The organism is Kitasatospora sp. NPDC058170, from assembly GCF_042883905.1.
In the GTDB taxonomy this organism is placed as follows: Bacteria; Actinomycetota; Actinomycetes; order Streptomycetales; family Streptomycetaceae; genus Kitasatospora.
The window spans coordinates 120098-137014 of record NZ_JBHVUV010000015.1 but is presented as its reverse complement, the minus strand read 5'-3'; the positions used below and the strand labels follow the sequence as shown (position 1 = coordinate 137014).

The 16917-nt window shown below is 73.9% G+C and carries 14 protein-coding genes and 1 tRNA gene; 6 read left to right on the top strand and 9 right to left on the bottom strand.

Annotated features, from left to right (window positions below; translation table 11 throughout):
- Positions 1-43 precede the first annotated feature (43 nt).
- Positions 44-1948, top strand: a complete 1905-nt coding sequence (locus ACFVVX_RS18670; protein WP_387946769.1) for a sigma-70 family RNA polymerase sigma factor — start codon at positions 44-46, stop codon at positions 1946-1948.
- A gap of 19 nt (positions 1949-1967) precedes the next feature.
- Here ACFVVX_RS18670 and ACFVVX_RS18665 read toward each other — a convergent pair whose 3' ends face one another.
- From ACFVVX_RS18665 to ACFVVX_RS18655, 3 genes are all read right to left on the bottom strand, one after another.
- Positions 1968-2639, bottom strand: a complete 672-nt coding sequence (locus tag ACFVVX_RS18665; protein ID WP_387946767.1) for a GAP family protein — start codon at positions 2637-2639, stop codon at positions 1968-1970.
- Positions 2640-2809: 170 nt separating this feature from the next.
- On the bottom strand, positions 2810-4147 hold the full coding sequence (locus ACFVVX_RS18660) for a DUF1254 domain-containing protein (protein ID WP_387946765.1): 1338 nt from the start codon (positions 4145-4147) through the stop codon (positions 2810-2812).
- A gap of 32 nt (positions 4148-4179) precedes the next feature.
- Complete coding sequence (locus ACFVVX_RS18655) at positions 4180-5526, bottom strand: DUF1254 domain-containing protein (protein WP_387946763.1); 1347 nt, start codon at positions 5524-5526, stop codon at positions 4180-4182.
- Between the two features lie 268 nt (positions 5527-5794).
- Here ACFVVX_RS18655 and ACFVVX_RS18650 point away from each other — a divergent pair, with 268 nt between their 5' ends.
- A complete protein-coding gene (locus ACFVVX_RS18650; protein WP_387946761.1) occupies positions 5795-6880 on the top strand; it encodes an NAD-dependent epimerase/dehydratase family protein in 1086 nt (361 codons plus the stop codon).
- Positions 6881-6949: 69 nt separating this feature from the next.
- Here ACFVVX_RS18650 and ACFVVX_RS18645 read toward each other — a convergent pair whose 3' ends face one another.
- Both ACFVVX_RS18645 and ACFVVX_RS18640 read right to left on the bottom strand, forming a co-directional pair.
- Entirely contained in the window at positions 6950-7999 is a 1050-nt protein-coding gene (locus ACFVVX_RS18645) for a family 2 encapsulin nanocompartment cargo protein polyprenyl transferase (RefSeq protein ID WP_387946759.1), read from the bottom strand.
- A gap of 81 nt (positions 8000-8080) precedes the next feature.
- Positions 8081-9508 (bottom strand): family 2B encapsulin nanocompartment shell protein, encoded by a 1428-nt coding sequence (locus tag ACFVVX_RS18640; protein ID WP_387946757.1) that lies wholly within the window; start codon positions 9506-9508, stop codon positions 8081-8083.
- 471 nt (positions 9509-9979) lie between these two features.
- Here ACFVVX_RS18640 and ACFVVX_RS18635 point away from each other — a divergent pair, with 471 nt between their 5' ends.
- Complete coding sequence (locus ACFVVX_RS18635; RefSeq protein ID WP_387946755.1) at positions 9980-11038, top strand: ATP-grasp domain-containing protein; 1059 nt, start codon at positions 9980-9982, stop codon at positions 11036-11038.
- 55 nt (positions 11039-11093) lie between these two features.
- On the opposite strand, the gene ACFVVX_RS18630 is transcribed toward ACFVVX_RS18635, so the two are convergent.
- The 3 genes from ACFVVX_RS18630 to ACFVVX_RS18620 form a co-directional block, all read right to left on the bottom strand.
- Complete coding sequence (locus tag ACFVVX_RS18630) at positions 11094-11639, bottom strand: methylated-DNA--[protein]-cysteine S-methyltransferase (protein ID WP_387946753.1); 546 nt, start codon at positions 11637-11639, stop codon at positions 11094-11096.
- Positions 11640-11800: 161 nt separating this feature from the next.
- Positions 11801-12034, bottom strand: a complete 234-nt coding sequence (locus tag ACFVVX_RS18625; RefSeq protein WP_387946751.1) for a hypothetical protein — start codon at positions 12032-12034, stop codon at positions 11801-11803.
- A 241-nt stretch (positions 12035-12275) separates the two neighbouring features.
- The gene (locus tag ACFVVX_RS18620) at positions 12276-13574 is read right to left on the bottom strand and encodes an MFS transporter (protein WP_387946749.1); all 1299 of its coding nucleotides are present in this window, start codon (positions 13572-13574) and stop codon (positions 12276-12278) included.
- Between the two features lie 204 nt (positions 13575-13778).
- On the opposite strand from ACFVVX_RS18620, the gene ACFVVX_RS18615 reads away from it, so the two are divergent.
- Positions 13779-14618, top strand: a complete 840-nt coding sequence (locus ACFVVX_RS18615; RefSeq protein WP_387946747.1) for a hypothetical protein — start codon at positions 13779-13781, stop codon at positions 14616-14618.
- 239 nt (positions 14619-14857) lie between these two features.
- On the opposite strand, the gene ACFVVX_RS18610 is transcribed toward ACFVVX_RS18615, so the two are convergent.
- Positions 14858-14931: transfer RNA gene (locus ACFVVX_RS18610), tRNA-Thr, on the bottom strand.
- 281 nt (positions 14932-15212) lie between these two features.
- Between ACFVVX_RS18610 and ACFVVX_RS18605 the strand changes: the two genes are divergently transcribed.
- Positions 15213-16304, top strand: a complete 1092-nt coding sequence (locus ACFVVX_RS18605) for an ABC transporter ATP-binding protein (RefSeq protein ID WP_387946745.1) — start codon at positions 15213-15215, stop codon at positions 16302-16304.
- Positions 16305-16462: 158 nt separating this feature from the next.
- Positions 16463-16903, top strand: a complete 441-nt coding sequence (locus ACFVVX_RS18600) for a hypothetical protein (protein WP_387946743.1) — start codon at positions 16463-16465, stop codon at positions 16901-16903.
- Positions 16904-16917: the final 14 nt, after the last annotated feature.

The following is a 16917-nucleotide window of genomic DNA, read 5'->3' as shown; positions in this document are numbered from 1 at the left end:
GAAACGCCCGGGCGCGGGCCCGTGCCTCTCTACCGTCGGTCGGGTGACGACGAGTACTGACAGGTCCACCGGCGCCGTGCTCGCGGCCTACGACCGGCAGGTGGACGCCCTGTTCACCTACTGCCTCTCGGTGCTGTGCGAGCACGACGCGGCCGCCGCCGCGCTCCGGGAGGTGCGCGAGCTGGCGCTGCGGCACGGCGCGCGGCTGGCCGAGCCCGGGCTGGTGCGGCCCTGGCTGTACTCGCTGGCGCGGTACTGCTGTCTGCGCCGGCTGGAGGCCGGTCCCGGGCCGGTGGCCGGGCCCGGTCCCTCGGCCGCCGAGGCGGCCCGGCGGCGGCGCGAGCTGGCCTCGCTCGCCTGGCCCGAGGCCGCGGGCACCGGTCCCGAACAGCGGGAGGCGCTGGAGCTGTCGGTCCGCCACCGGCTGAGCCCGATCGAGGTGGCGGCCGTCCTCGGCGTCCCGTTCGACACCGCCCGCGCGCTGCTGGCCTCGGCGGAGGCGGAGGTCGGCCGGACCAGGGCGGCGCTGCTGGTGCTCGGCGTCGGCAGCTGCCCCGAGCTGGACCGGCTCGGCGGGGCCGGGGCGGAGAGCTGGCGGGACTGGGTGCTCGGGCCGGCGCTGCGCCGGGAGCTGGTGCAGCACGTGGTGGACTGCCCGACCTGCCGGGGGACGGCGGAGCGGGTGGCCGGGGAGGTGGCCCAGGGGGTCTCCGGGATGTCCGGGCTGCCGGTGCTGTCGGCTCCGGCGGCCGCGCCGGAGCGGGCGGGCGGGGTGGTGTTCCTGCCGGGGGCGGGTACGGCGGGTGTGCCCGGGCGGCGGGCGGCCGGGCCGGTGCCGGTGACCGAGCCGGGCCTGCGGTTCGACCAGGGCGGGTTCCCGCGGCACCGGCTGCCGGACGCGGGCCGGAGCCTGGCGGTGCGCCGCCGGGTGGTGACCACCGGGGTGCTGGCGGCCGTGCTGGCCGCGCCCGTGGTGGCGCTCTGGGCCGGTCACCGGGGCGGGGCCGGTGCCTCGGCGGCCGCCTCGGTCTCCTCGGTCCGGGTCGAGGACGACGGGCGCGCCGCCGGTCACCGGCCGCCGGGCCCGGCGGCCGGGTCCGCGCTGGTCCAGCAAGGTCCGGCCGAGCAGGCCCGCGGAGGCTCCCCGGCCGTGGCCGGTCTGGAGCTGGCGGGGGCCGGCCCGGCACCTGCAGAAACGTTGCTTCCTGGATTCCTGGGCCCCGCCGTCCCGGTACCGGGCCACGGTGCGACCCCGCTCGGCAGTCCCACCCTGATCGCCACCCCGGCCCCGCCCGCCGCTCCGGGCCCCGCCCAGCAGCCCGCCCCCGTCGGGCTGCTCACCGTCGAGGCGGGCGGGTACGGCAACCGGACGGTGCTCACCCTGACCAACTCCGGCGGCACCGAGATCCGCTGGCACGCCGTCGTGGACGCGGCCTGGCTCCGGCTCAGCCGGGACTCCGGGACGCTCGCGCCGGGCCAGCGGATCACGGTGATCGTCTCGGTGGACGAGGACCTCGCCCCGGGCGCGCACTGGACGGCCCGGATCGCGCTGCCCCCCTCGCAGGCGGTGGTCACCCTGGAGGGCGGCCCGCACAACCGGGGCGGCAGCACCCCCGTCCCGGGCGAGCCGACATCGACGGCGGCGCCGACGGACACCCCGACCGACACCCGGACCGACACCCCGGCGGCCACGCCGTCCCCGACCGCGAGCGCGACGGGGCACCCCTCCCCCGGGACGCCGTCGGGGACCGCCACCCCGAACGGGCCGTCGCCGTCCTCCTCACCCGGGGGGCCGTCCACCTCCGGGCCCTCCACCTCCGGGCCCTCCGCACCGCCGTCCACACCGCCGTCCTCGCCCGCACCGACGGCCTCCGGCACCGCCACCCCGGGTCTGTCCTCCCCCGGGACGGCCTCCCCGGCACCGACGGCCGCCGCCACCCCGCACTGAGCCGGCCGCGGCAAGGGCCTCAGGAGGTCAGGCCGGCGATCGCGTCACCGATGTACTTCGCCCCGAGGACGACCAGGACCACCATCATGATCGCCGCGTTGTGGGTGGCCATCCACGCCTTCCACTCCCCCAGCACCCGCACCGACCGGTCCCCGCCGAACAGGTAGACCGACAGCGGCAGCAGGGTGCAGAGCGAGCCGATCAGCACCATCAGCGCGGCGGCCACCGCCTTGCCGCCGCCGGACGCGTCGCTGGTGGCGATCGAGACGGCGCCGCCGACCGCGAGCACCAGGTTCTTCGGGTTGGCCGCCACCAGGGCGGCGGCGAGTCCGGCCGCCTTGCCCGGGGTGAAGCGGTCGACGGCCTGCATCCACTTCGGCGGCGCCTGCACCCGGCCCGCGCGCGGGCGGCCCCGCCACTGCTTGAGGCCGAGCAGCACGAACAGCGTGCCGAAGGCCAGCTTCAGCCACCAGGCCCAGGTCGGCTCGGCGGTCCCGGTGTCCAGGCCCGAGCCGACCAGCACCACCACCGTGACCAGTGCCGTCAGCGCCACCACCCAGCCGGCCGTGAACGCCAGGCCGTTGGACCTCCCCTTCGGGGTGGCCAGCATCAGGATCACCGCGATCAGCGGCATCGGGCTGATCGCGATGCCCACGGCCGAGGCCAGCATCTGGCCGACGGCGTCACCCATGCCTGCGTCCCTTCGTCGCTGCGGGCCCTCGCGAGTCGGCTGCGCGGACCGGGGGCCGGCGGTCCGGCCTCACCGGTCCGGCCTCACCGTTTCGGCGGGGACCGGTCCAGCCCTGCGGATCCGCGGGCTCGGCCCAGCCGGTTCAGGTCCCCCGGCGCTGGTCCGCCGGTTCAGGTCCGCCGGATCGGTGGCACCCGGTACGTGCCGTCCAGCGCGGCCGGCTTCGGCTGGTAGATCCGGATGATCGGCCGGAACCCGCCCTCCGGGGTCGGCAGCCAGTTCGCCGCCGCGGCCTGGTCCGCGGGCCGCTCGTGCTGGAGCAGCAGCGTCAGCGAGCCGTCCTCGCCGTACACCAGGCCGGGCGTGCGGTCGCCGATCGAGTAGCGCCCGATCGGGTTCGCCACCAGGTAGTAGTCCGGCAGGGCGTACATGGTGACGGACCAGAAGGCGTCGGCCGGCGGAGGCTCGTCGAAGCGCAGGGTGTACGCGTGGGCGCCGCTCAGCGGGCGGCCGTCGGCGTCGTCGTACGTCATCGCGTACACCGCCTCGTAGGCGTGGTTGCCCCAGAGCCCGGCGCGGGCGGCGGCGGCCCGGCTCAGATAGGCGGCGCGGCGGTCGGGGATGCGCCACTCGGGGTCGTCGAGGGTGCCCGGGCCAAGGAAGTCGACGTTGTAGTCGAACAGGTGCAGCGCCGAGCGCCACTCGCCGGCCGGGTGGTCCTCCGGCGGCCGGGTGGCATCCTCGACCCGTTCGCGGCCCGCCGCCAGGCCCTTGAGCAGGGCGAGCGTCCACTCCGGGGCGGCGGCGCGGTACGGCGAGGGGCCGGCGTCGAGCAGGCCGAGCGGGGCGAACCGCTGCTGGTACTCGATGTCGGGCCCGGCGGGTGGGAAGGCCGCCATCCAGACCCGCAGCCGTTCGAAGAAGGCCAGCCGCTCGGGCACCTCGGCGTCCGGCTCGGGCAGCCCGGCGGCCAGTCCGCCCGGCTCCAGCGGGCTGAGCACCAGCCCGGCCTGGAGCGCCCGGACCCGCGGCAGGTCGTCGGGGCCGGTGCAGGCGAAGCGGCCGACGATCGTCGCGACCGCGGTCGGGGAGACGATGACGTTCTCCCCGCTCCCGCTCGGGGTGCCGTGCCAGCCGGGCGGGACGATCAGCCAGGTCCGCTCGCCGGTACCGGTGGCCCGGCGGCCGAGGTAGGCGAAGTTGTCGGTCCAGGCGCCGACGAACTGCAGCACGTAGTAGGCCCCGGCGGTGTCCGGGACGTGCAGCACCTGCGGGCCCTCGGAGAGGTCGAGCTGGGCGATCGAGTACACGGTGTCGTTGTTGACGGAGACGAAGGTGTCGTCCGGCTGCGCCAGGCGGGTCGCGTGGCTGAACCCGTTGAACGGAGCCGCGGGCAGGACGCCCAGACCGCCCTGGGTGAAGCGCTCGACCATGGTGAGGGAGGACACCAGCGGGTAGCCGTACACGTAGGCGTCGGCGGCCAGGGCCTCCAGCTCGGGCTGGGTCATTCGGGAGTCCTTGTCAGGTCCGGTGGGGTGGCTCACGCGAGGTCGCCGCCGGGGGTGCGCACGGTCAGCGGCGGGAGCACCCAGCGGCCGTCGAGGGCCGACTCGTCCGGGCCGTAGAGCCGGACGACCACCGTGAACGGGCCGTCGGGGGCGGGCAGCCAGTTGGCCGAGTGCTGGGCGTCGGCGGGGCGCTTGTGCCGGATGTGGAGGGTGAGGCCGCCGTCCGGGTCGTGAACCAGCCCGGGTGTGCGGTCGCCGATCGAGTAGCGGTCCAGGGTGTTGTCGACCAGCAGGCGGTCCGGGAGGGAGTACATGGTCGCGGACCAGAAGAACCGGACGGGCGGTGTCCCGCCGGGCCCGAACCGCAGCACGAAGTCGTGGTCGCTCCCGTTCGGCGGACGGTTCCCGTCGCTGTCGGCCTCCCAGCCGCCGTACCAGGCCTCCTCGGTCGGCAGCCCGTACAGGCCCTTCAGCGCGGCGACGGCCCGGGTCAGGTACCTCGTGCCGAGCTGCTCGCGGGTGCCGAAGGCGCCGGCCGAGGAGGTGAGCTCCCCGGCGGCCCGGTCGAGCTCCGCGCGGGCGTCGGTGATGCCGCGCTCGATCTCGGCCCGGACCTCGATCGGCAGGGCGGCGGGCTCGAACTCGCCCCGGCCGTCGATGCCCAGATCGGTCAGCCGGCCGCGCAGGTCGGCGTCGGCCGGCAGGACGGGGAAGAAGCCCAGCAGGAAGTCGAGGAAGCTGAAGAACTCGATGCCGCCCAGCACCTCCTCCCGCCAGACCGGCCAGACCGGGGTGGGTGCGGGCGGCGGGGCCGGGGTGCCCGCGTACGCGTGCAGCGGGCGCAGCCGGTACTGCTGCTGGATCTCCTTCAGCTCCTCGACCGCCTCGGGTGAGGTCCCGCCGAGGTAGGTCCGCCCGACGATGCCGATCAGCTCGGTGGCGGTGCGGATCACGCCCCTGACGCCGTCCGGTGCCGTGCCCTGCCAGCCGGGGCCGGCCACCAGGTAGTCACCGGCCTCCTGACCGGTGGTGCGGGCGCCGATGAACCCGGCGTAGACGGTGTCGAGTTCGTGCAGCGGGATCACGTAGTAGCGGTCCTCGGCGGGCACCGAGACCACCCACGGCTCGGCACGCAGATCGAGCCAGGCCCAGGAGTACGGCGTGTCGTTGTTGGGCGTGACGACATCGGTGTTGGCCGGGGTGGAGGGCTGCGGATAGTGCCGGAAGACCCCGAAGCCGCCGACGTGGCGCGGGTCCGCGTCGTCGACCGCCTGCGGGTAGAGCGTCCGGTAGTTCTGCAGGAGGGGGAACCCCCAGATCCACGCCTCTGCGGCGGTTGCGCGGACGGTGGCCGGATCCACGAGTGCCGGGTTGCCCATGCTGTCGATCTCCCCTGCGGCGGAGCATGCCTGATTCTGGACATCTAGGTACAAACGGATCCTAGGTGTCGCCCAGTCGGTCAGCACCTCGACGGCGGGGCGCGGGTGGCGGGTGGCGGGTGCTCGCGTTCGGTGGCGTCGGGCGCGGCCGGGCCGCAGCGTCCGTCCGGCAGGTTCGCCCTGCGGATTCGCCTGCGGGTCCGACCCGTTCGTCTGCCCAGCGCGAAACGAGGGTCCGCGAACGACCCGACTGGGGGAGGCTTCCGACATGAAGATCCTCCTGCTCGGCGGTTCGTCCTTTCTGGGACGGGCCTTCGCATCCGAAGCCCTCACCCGGGGCCACCAGGTCACCACCTTCAACCGCGGCCTCTCCGGCACCGACCTGCCCGGGGTGCAGGCCGTCCTGGGCGAACGCGACCGTGCCGAGGACCTGGCCGCACTGGTCGAGGGGCAGCACTGGGACGCCGTCGTCGACACCTCGGCGCAGCAGCCCGCCCAGGCCGCGCTCTCCGCCCGGCTGCTGCGCGACCACGCCGACCACTACACCTTCGTCTCCTCGGTGCACGCCTTCGCCGACTGGCCCGCCCAGGTGGTCGACGAGACCTCCGCGCTGCACCCCTGTCCCGCCGACACCCCGCCCGGCCAGCCGGTCGGCAATGTCCTCAAGGCGGGCTGCGAACGCGCGGTGCAGGAACACTTCGGCGCGGAGCGCACGCTGATCCTCAACAGCGGGCTGCTGATCGGCCCGTACGAGAACGGGGGCCGCCTGCCCTGGTGGCTGGAGCGGATGGCCCGCGGCGGACCGGTCCTGGCGCCGGGCGACCCGAACCGGGCGATGCAGGTCATCGACGTCCGTGACTTCGCGGTGTTCGGCCTCGACCTGCTGACGGCGGGCGACACCGGGCGCTACATCACCACCGCCCCGACCGGGCGGACCACCTTCGGGGAGTTCCTGCGGACCTGCGCCGAGGTGGTCGGCGCGGCGGCGGACGGTGCGGGTGGCCGCCTCACCGGCCCGCCCGTCGAGCTGGTCTGGGTCGAGGACGGCCCCCTGCTCGCCGAAGGTCCGGACAGCGTCCAGCCATGGACGGAGCTCCCGCTCTGGGCACCCGACGTGCCGGAGATGGCGGGAGTCTGGCTCGCCGACACCGCCCGGGCGCAGGCGGCCGGACTGTGCTGCCGGCCGTTCGCCGAGACCGCACGCGACACCTGGACCTGGCTTCAACAGCGCGGGCCGGCCCAGGACACCGACGTCGACGGCCTCAAGGGCCGCAAGGGCGCCGCGACTCAGCAAGGCATCGTCCCGGCGAAGGAGCAGCGCCTGCTCGAAGCCCTGGGGAAGCGGCTGGGGTAGCGGGTCGGGGGTAGCAGGTCGAGGGCGGGGGCGGGGCGGGCCGATGCGGTGCCCCACCCCCGGGTGGGCTCAGTGCGTCCGGCGGGTGACCAGCTCGGCCAGGGCGAGGAGTTCGTCGGCCGCGGCGGGCTCGGGCACTGCGATGGCCAGCTGTGCCAGCGCCGCGGCCATCCGCTCACACGACTCCCCCTGGGCCCAGCCCCGCCCGCCGGCGCCCTCGACGGCGGCCGCGCACTGCGCCAGCTCCTCCTGGGTCAGCTGCCGATCGAGTGCGTACAGCTCCGCCAGCCGGGCTCCCTCCGCGGTACCGGAGCTCAGCGCCGCCACCACGGGCAGGGATTTCTTGCGCGCGACCAAGTCCGCTCCGACCGGTTTGCCGGTGACGGCGGGATCGCCCCAGATCCCGATCAGGTCGTCGATCAGCTGGAAGGCCAGGCCGATCTCACGGCCGAAGCCGTCCATCGCCTGCGCGGCCTCCTCCCCCGCGCCTGCGTACTGGGCGCCGATCGCACAGGCGGCCCCGAGCAGGGCGCCCGTCTTGGCCTCCGCCATCGCCAGGCACTCGGTGAGCGAAACGTCACTGCGCTGCTCGAACGCGCAGTCGATCTGCTGGCCCTCGCACAGCTCGACCACGCAGTCGGCGAGTCGGCGCACCGCGGGCCGGGCGGCCGGGTGGGCGTCCTCGGCGAGGATGCGCAGCGCCAGCGAGTGCATGGCATCCCCCGCCAGGATGGCCTCGGTGGTACCGAACACCCGCCAGGCGGTCGGCCGGTGCCGGCGGGTCTCGTCACGGTCGATGACGTCGTCGTGGAGCAGGGTGAAGTTGTGGACCAGCTCGGCGGCGGCCGCCGCCGCGGTGGCCGAGGCCGGCGTGCCGCCGAGCGCCTGGGTCGCGGCCAGGACCAGGGCCGGCCTGATCGCCTTGCCGGACGGCGCGACGGAGAGCGTCCCGTCGGCCTCCCACCAGCCGAAGTGGTAGCCGGCGACCTTGCGCATCGAACCGGGCAGCGAGTCCACGGCGGCCCGCAGTACCGGGTCGACCAGGCTGCGCGCCCGGGCGAGCACGTCCTCCGCCTCGTGCCCCTCCCGGTGGTCCCGCTCCAGCGTGAAGATTCCCATGGTCCTCCCCCTTGTGTTCAGTGGGCGCCGCCCGGCCGGATGTGGGACTCCGGCCGGGTGGCGCGATTCCGACCGGCTCGGTCAGGAAGTGCGATGTGCGATGTCGACGTTTTCGAGGACGCCGACGGCATCGGGCACCAGAATGGCCGCGGAATAGTAGGTGCTGACGAGGTAGGAAATGATGGCCTTCTCGCTGATCCCCATGAAACGGACCGAGAGGCCCGGCTGGTATTCATCGGGAATTCCGGTCTGGTGCAGACCGATGACGCCCTGGTTGTCCTCACCGACCCGCAGCGCGAGGATCGAGCTGGTGTGCCCGCCGACGACCGGGATCTTGTTGCACGGGAAGATCGGCACCCCTCGCCAGGTCGAGACGTGCCTCCCCTGGACCTCGACGGTGCCCGGGTAGAGGCCGCGGCTGTTGCACTCCCGGCCGAAGGCGGCGATGGCCTTCGGGTGGGCGAGGAACATCTTGGTGCTGCGGCGCCGGCTGAGCAGCTCGTCCATGTCGTCCGGGGTGGGCGGACCGCCATGGGTCTGGATCCGCTGGTCGTACGCGGCGTTGCCGAGCAGCCCGAACTCCGGGTTGTTGATCAGCTCGTCCTCCTGGCGCTCGCGCAGCGCCTCGATGGTGAGCCGGAGCTGGTGCTCGGTCTGGTTCATCGGCTGGTTGTAGAGGTCGGCGACCCGGGTGTGCACCTTGAGCACCGTCTGCGCGACGCTCAGCTCGTACTCGCGCGGCTTCAGCTCGTAGTCCACGAAGGCGCCGGGCAGCTCGTACTCGCCGTGGTGGCCGGCGGACAGCCCGATCGCCGCCTCGCCGTGCTTGTTCTGCGCCTGCTGGAACCCGGCCAGGTACTCCATGATCTGCAGCTGCAGCGCGTCGGAGCGGTCCGCGAGCTCCTGGAAGGCCGACCAGCCCAGGACCATCACGGTGCCCGCGGTGGCGGCCTTCACGGTGTACGGCCAGGTGCCGTCCTCCTGCTGAAGGGCCTCGTCGCCCAGGTGGTCGCCGTCGGCGAGGGAGCCGACCACCGCCTCCTCGCCGTACTTGCCGGTGCCGATCCGGTCGAGCTTGCCGTGCGCGATGACGAGGACCTCGTCGATCGGCGCCCCCGAGCGGACCAGCACATCGCCCACGGCGAAGTCCCGCTGGACGAACCGGCCCGCGAGCTCCTCCAGGACCGCGTCGTCCTCGAAACCGCGCAGCACCGGCACCTCGCGCAGCGTGGGCGGCACGATCCGCACCTCGGGACCCGTCTTGACGCAGCTCACCCGGCCCCGGCCGACCGAGTACCGCAGGCGGCGGTTCACCCGGTACGTACCGCCGGACACCTCGACCCACGGCAGCATCCTGAGCAGCCAGCGCGGGCTGATCCCCTGCATCTGCGGCGCGGACTTGGTGGTCGTCGCGAGATTCCGCGCGCCCGCCGTGCCGAGACTCTGCTGCTCACCGGCTTGTGGCTGCCCACCCGGCGCAGGAATACCGACGTTGGTTTCGGTCGACATAGGGAGCCTTTCGCATACCCGATGAGGTGTCGCCTTGCAACAATCATGGTGGGCCCATTCAGGGGGCATCCGCAATCACTCTTTCGAGTGGTCGGAATAACCGAACAAATAGGACGAGTAGATCACCTGATCGATATGCGTTCGGTCGCTATTCGAACGGATTGCACCCGGACGCCCCGTCCCGCGGAGGGCCGGCACGGCACCGTCCCGGCGGACGGCCGACGGGCGCTCGACGGGGGCCGGCGGACGCTCGACGGGCGGTCGATCCTCGGTTCTCCGGGCGGCCCCCGGGTGGCCCCCGGACCTCCGCCCGGCCGGGCGCCACCGCGGGTCGCACAGCCGACCACCCGCCGTTCACGCCTGCGCAACGGACCGCTAAGGTGCCACCTCAAAGGGCCACGGGGCCAGTTGACGAGTGTGGCCGGACCGGATGCCCTCCCCCCTCGTTCACCCCTGCCCTGGGAGGCCGTCATGAGCGCCCCCGTACGTGTCTGGCTCAACCGCACCTATGCGGAGAACATCTTCTTCATCGAACAGCTGCACGCCGCCCCGCGCCCGGTCGAGGTCCACGCGACCCACGTCGACCTCGACTCGCCCGTCCTCGCCGCCGCCGACCACGGCGCCCTGGAACCCGGCGACCTCACGCCCGACGCCTACGTCGCCTTCGCCCTCGACTTCTGCGCCCGCCACGCCATCGACGTCTTCGTGCCGCGGCTCAACCAGCTCGCGATATCCCTGCACCACCAGGAGTTCGAGGCGATCGGCACCGCCCTCGCCTGCCCGCCCGCCACCGCGATCGCCGCCTTCGACAGCAAGGCGGACGGCTACGCCGCCATCGCCGACGCCGGACTGCCCACCCCGCCCTGGTGGCAGGTCCGGACCGCCGAGGAGCTGCTCACCGCCGTCGAGCGGATCGAGGGCGCCGGACTCACCGCCTGCCTCAAGCCCTCCTCCGGCGCCGGCGGCGAGGGCTTCCGGGTGCTCACCCGCGAGCCGTTCGGACTGCACCGGCTGGCCGGCTGGGACAGCCGCGTCCAGGTCGACCAGGTCGCCGCTGCCCTGCGCGCCGCCGAGGAGCCGGCCGACCTGATGGTGATGCCCTACCTGGAGGGGCCCGAGGTCTCGGTGGACTGCCTGGCCGACCGGGACGGCACCCTGCTCGCCGCCGTCGGCCGCAACAAGCACCGGCGCCGTCGCAGCTTCACCACCGAGCCGCGCTACCTGGAGCCCGCCCGGCGGTTGGTCGAGGCCACCGGCATGGCGTTCCTCTCCAATGTGCAGTTCCGCCACCTGGCCGGCGAGCCCGTCGTCATCGACGTCAACACCCGGCCCTCGGGCGGCCTGCACCAGCTGAGCCTGTGCGGCCTCAACCTCCCTTGGAACGCCGTGCAGTTGGCGCTCGGGGAGCGGCCCGACACCGGCCCGGCCGGGGACCTGGCGGGCGTCGAGTACACCCTGGTCTCCGGCATCCAGCCCGTCCTGCCGCGCCAGACGCCGTTCGACCTCGTCACCGCCGAACTCGCCTACTGACCGGGCCGACCGGCCCGCGGATCCCGTCCCGCCGGGATCCGGGGCGACTCCCGCTCTAGAGCGGGCCGTTCCAGTCCAGCGTCGGCTCCAGCACACCCTCCAGGGTGAGCAGCCAGCGCTTCACCTCGATCCCGACCCGGCCGCCGCCGAAGCCGCCGATCCCGTCCGCCGCCACCACCCGGTGGCACGGCACCAGCAGCGCGACGGGGTTGGCGGCCATCATCTGCCCGACCGTCCGGGCCGCCAGCCCGGGCTCCGCCACGTCCTCGAACACCCCGCTGCGGGCGGCCAGTTCACCGTAGGTGATGGTCCGCCCGTACGGCACGTCGCGCCACAGCGTCTGCAGGACCGCCCGATGCGGACCGCTGCTCAGGCTCCAGTCGATCGGCAGCCCCAACTCGCGCCGCCGGCCCGCCAGATAGTCGGCCATCCGCCCGGTGACCGCGGCGATCTTCGACTCGTCCGTGCAGCGCGGCAGCTCGTCGAGGTGCTCCAGGTACCCCGCCGACGCCACACCCAGCGGCGTCACCGCGACATGCATCGGTCCGCTCGGCAGCGGGGTCGGCACGGTCAGCCAGGACAACGACCGGGACTGCGACACGCTCGGGCCCCCACCCTCCACCGGACCGGCCGCCGCCGTCCACGGCGGCACCCGGGAGGCGCGCGAGGACCACCCGCCCCGCGCGCCATCGTACGGCGGCACCGTCCCGCCCGGCGGCCCGTCCGGTGGGGCCGACGGCGGGAGGCGCCTCAGGGCATCCGTCAGAGCCGTCCCTTCAGCTCCCCGGCGAGCGCCCGCGACCAGCGCGAGAGTTCCGCCCGGTCCGGCGCCCGGCCCTCGCACAGCGCGTCCAGCTGCGCGTCGTTGATCCGGTTCGGCCCCGGGATCTCCAGCAGGTAGGCGAGCTCCTCCAGTACGGTCGCGAGCCGCTTGGCATCCATGTGGTCGAGGGCGACCGTCGCCTCGTGATGGCTGATGGTAGAAGAACCGGGCATGGCCAACCTCCTTCGTTCGCCCCCGCACTCCCTCCACCGTACGACCGCCCTGGCCGCCGCGCCTTCCCCGGCCGACCGGGAGGCGCGGCGGCCGGCCCGGACCCGGTTCCGGTGACCGATCCGGACCGACCGCACGCGGAGCGCAGCGCATCGCAGCGCTGGCGACGGCAGGCCCGATCCGACGGCCGCCGCGCCTCCCCGGCCGGGCGGGGAGCACGGCGGCCGATCACCTTGGCAACGGTCAGCGCTCCGGCGCCGGGCGCGGTGCGGGCGCGGCCTCCCGCTCCCCGCCCCAGCGCCGCGCACTCACCGCCGGTATCGCCAACACCACCGCACCGGCGGCCAGTTGCCAGATCGCACCGGACAACAGCACGGCGTGCGCGCCGATCCGGTCGGACAGCGGGCCGGCCACCGCCAGGCCGACCGGCCCGAGGACGAACGCCCCCAGTCCGCCGAACGCACTGATCCGGGCCAGGACCTCGGCCGGCACCCAGCTCTGCATGGTGGTCGCGTACAGCGTCCCGCAGACCGCCGACCCGACGCCCGCGAGCAGCGCCGCCGCAGCCGTCCAGGGCAGCGACGCACCGGCCGCGAGCGCCGCCGAGGGCAGCGCCCAGCCGAGCGTCGCCACCGTCGCCACCGCGAGCGGCCGCCCCGGCCTGCGGCCCAGCATCAGCAGGCCGCCCACCACCGCCCCGGCGCCGTACACCGCCATCACCAGCCCCCAGCCGCCGGCTCCGCCCAGCCCGTGCTGCGCGGTGAGCGGGCCGAGGACCAGGAACGGTGCCCACACCAGCAGGTTGAACAGCCCCATGTGCACCGTGGTGATCCAGAGCCAGGGCCGCGAGCGGAACTCCGACCAGCCGTCCCGCAGATCCGCCGACAGTGAACCGGGCCGCTGCGCCGCGACGGGCGCGGACGCCGGGAGCCGGGTCAGGGCGAACGCCCCGATCCCGTACGTGACGGCGTCGACCGCCAGCACCGCGGCCGGACCGTGCACCGCCGTCACCACCCCCGCCACCGCCGGACCGGCCACCGTGGCCACCGAACGGGCCAGCCCCAGCAGCGTGTTGGCGTCCGACAGGCGTTCCTCCCGCCGCAGCAGACCGGGGACCAGGGCGCCGAGCGCGGGCATGAACAGGCCCTCGCCGAGGCCCCAGACGGCGACCAGCGCGACCATCACCCAGATCGACGGACGCCCCGCCAGCAGCACCGCGGCGAACACCGCCTGCACGACGCAGCGCAGCACGTCCGCGGCCCACATCACCCGTCGGCTGCCCACCCGGTCGGCGATCACCCCGCCGACCGGCATCACCAGGACGATCGGCAGGATCCGGGCCGCCATCACCCAGCCCAGCTCCGTCCCGCCACCCCCGCCCGTAGTAGCGCCCCCGTCGTCGAGCACCGCGAAGGCCAACGCCACCGGCGCCATCGAGGAGCCGATCAGCGAGGTCGCGTAGCCGATGAAGAACCACCTGAAGTCACGTTCGCCCAGCACGGCCAGTCGGCCCGTGCGGCGGGTCTGCACATCCACTGCCATGGGCGGCAAGTCTGCTTCCGGACGCGGGGCCGCACAAGGCTTTCCCGTGGAAAACTTGAGTCGACAGGCATCAATTTTCCGCAAGCCTCCATCTGCCGCAGTAAACACCTCCAATAACCCGTCACCACCTGCTCTTTACTGCGCTAACCTGCTGTCATCCGATGACCGTCCGGCATCGTGTTTACTGCGGAAAGAGAGCGATCGATGCCCCAGCTCCCACCCGTCGAGTACGCAGTCGCCGTCGAGCGCTACCTGACCGCCTCCGGGCTCGGCGCCGGCTCCCGCCGCATCTACCGGATCGCCCTCGACACCTGGGCCTGGGCGCTGGCCGACCGCCCCGTCCCGGTCGGCCCCGAACGCCGCCGCGCGAAGCCGCCCGTCCTCCCGCTCGCGCTGCTCGACCACCCGGACTCCGCCGGCCGCCTCCGGGCGGCCGTCACCGACCGCGCCGCCGGCACCGACCCGCGCACCCTCAACCGCGAGCTCTCCACCCTGCGTGCCGCCGTCACCTGGTGGCGCGCCCAGGGCTGGATCGACACCGACCCCGCCGCCGCCCTGCGCCCGCAGCCCCTCCCCGAGGCCGGTCCGCCCGCGCTCGGCCCCGACGACCTGCGCGCCCTCTTCGCCCTGCGCGCACCCCTGCGCGAACAGACCCTCTGGCACCTGCTCCACGAGAGCGGCGCCCCCATCGAGGCCGTCCTCGCCCTCGACGCCGACCACCTCGACCTCCCCGGCCGCCGCACCCGCCCCCCGGCCGCCCCCCTCCGGTGGCAGAGCGGGACGGCGCGCCTGCTCCCCCTCCTCCTCGCCGGCCGCACCACCGGCCCGCTCTTCCTCACCGACCGCCGCGCCCCGGCCGCCACCCCCGCCGCCGACCGCTGCCCGCACACCGGCCGCGCCCGCCTCTCCTACCGCCGCGCCGCCGAACTCTTCACCGCCCTCACCCTCCCGCTCGCGCCCACCACCCCCTGGACCCTCCGCCGGCTCCGCCCCACCACCCCCGGAAACGCCACCGGCCCCGGGCATCGAACCCAGGGCCGGTGATCACACGTCAGGCCGCACCGCTCAGGCGGTGAAGCCCTGCGGATCGACAACCACATCGCTCGAACCGGTGTTGTCGTGGACCTCGATGTCGCCGTTGCGGCAGCCGGCCCCGACAACCCGATCGGCCGGGCAGCACCACCGCGTCCGCCCACGCGAACGGCCCCGGACGAAGCCGTCCGAGGCCGGTGACGAAGCCCCCAGTAAGCCAGGGCTTCAACTCATTCCAAGGTGGTGCACGGAGCCCCCTGTCGGGTTCGAACCGACGACCCCCGCTTTACAAGAGCGGTGCTCTGGCCAACTGAGCTAAGGAGGCATGGTGGCCGTCCGCGATGGATCACGGCGGCACCGGGGGCAGTCTACCGGGCCGGGGTGGGGCGGTGGTGGCATATCCGGTGGGTCGGCGGGCGGGCGGGCGTGATGGAACCGATGCCGAAATCAGGTGGACCGGGGGCTGACAAGCGGCGGAAGCGCAGGTAGCGTCGCCGGGAGTCGGCTCGGGCGGTGGTTCAGACCATCGGACGGGCCCGGCGAACGACAATCCACCCTTTACTCGGATCGTCCGGCACGTTCCTGCCGGTGAAGGAGAGCACAGCCATGGCTTCTGTGACGTACGACAAGGCGACCCGTGTCTACCCCGGCGCCGACAAGCCCTCGGTCGACGGGCTGGACCTGCACATCGAGGACGGCGAGTTCCTCGTCCTGGTCGGCCCCTCGGGCTGCGGCAAGTCGACCAGCCTCCGCATGCTGGCCGGTCTGGAGGACGTCAACGGCGGCGCGATCCGCATCGGCGACCGCGACGTGACGCACCTTCCGCCGAAGGACCGGGACATCGCGATGGTGTTCCAGAACTACGCGCTGTACCCGCACATGACCGTCGCCGAGAACATGGGCTTCGCGCTGAAGATCGCGGGCGTCAACAAGACCGAGATCCGCGCCAAGGTCGAGGAGGCCGGCCGGATCCTCGACCTCACCGAGTACCTGGACCGCAAGCCGAAGGCGCTCTCCGGCGGTCAGCGCCAGCGTGTCGCGATGGGCCGCGCGATCGTCCGCGAGCCGCAGGTCTTCCTGATGGACGAGCCGCTGTCGAACCTGGACGCCAAGCTCCGTGTCTCGACCCGCACCCAGATCGCCGGGCTGCAGCGCCGCCTCGGCATCACCACCGTGTACGTCACCCACGACCAGACCGAGGCGCTCACCATGGGCGACCGGGTCGCGGTGCTCAAGGGCGGCGTGCTGCAGCAGGTCGACACCCCCCGCAACATGTACGACCGGCCCGCCAACCTCTTCGTGGCCGGCTTCATCGGCTCGCCCGCGATGAACCTGGTCGAGGTGCCGCTGGTCGACGGCGGGGTGAAGTTCGGCGGCTCGGTGATCAACATCTCCCGCGAGGACCTGGCCGGCGCCGGCACCGACAAGACCGTGACCGTCGGCATCCGCCCGGAGCACTTCCAGATCGTCCCGGAGGGCGGCATCGAGGGTGTCGCCGTGACCGTGAACGTGGTCGAGGAGCTCGGCTCGGACGGCTTCGTCTACGGCACCACCAAGATCGGCGGCGAGGACAAGGACCTGGTCGTGCGCGTGCACGGCCGCCAGATCCCGGCCCGCGGCGAGAACATCCACGTCGTGCCGATCGCCGACGAGACCCACGTGTTCTCCACCAGCAGCGGCGCCCGCCTCAGCAGCTGAGCGAGCACCCGAAGCGCACGGCGGAGCCCCGTCGGACCCGAGGAGGGTCCGGCGGGGCTCCGCGCGTCAACACGCTGAAGGGACGAACCCGGACACGGTGTCACTCGATGGTGTAACGGAGGGCGATCCCAGGCCCACCCAGCGCTACTCTCCTGAGCGTGAAGCAGCTTGTTCGCCGCATCGGCCAGACCATCGCCCTCACCCTGCCCGTGGTCCTGGTGACCACCGGCACCCTCGCCGTGACCAGGGTCCCGTGGGCCCCTCCGACCGCGCTCGATCAGCAGGTGGTGGCGGCGTCCAGCGGGGACGGCGCCGGGATCGGCCGCGCCGGCGCGGGCAAGGCCCCGGACGGGCTCGCCCCGCAGGACTCGCTGCGCGTCGCCCTGCTGGACGAGCTGCGCGCGCACAACCCGGGCAGCGCACTGGACCTGCTGGAGCGCTCGATGCTCGAGCAGCCCGCGCTGACCCCGTACTGCTCCTCGCTCGCGACCGAGCTGGGCAAGGCGGCGGTGCGCAAGTACCAGGGCGACGTCCAGCGGGCCCGCACCTTCGCCCGGCCGGTCTGCGACGGCTCCTTCGCCTCCGGTCTCGCCGGCTGACAGCCCCGACGGGG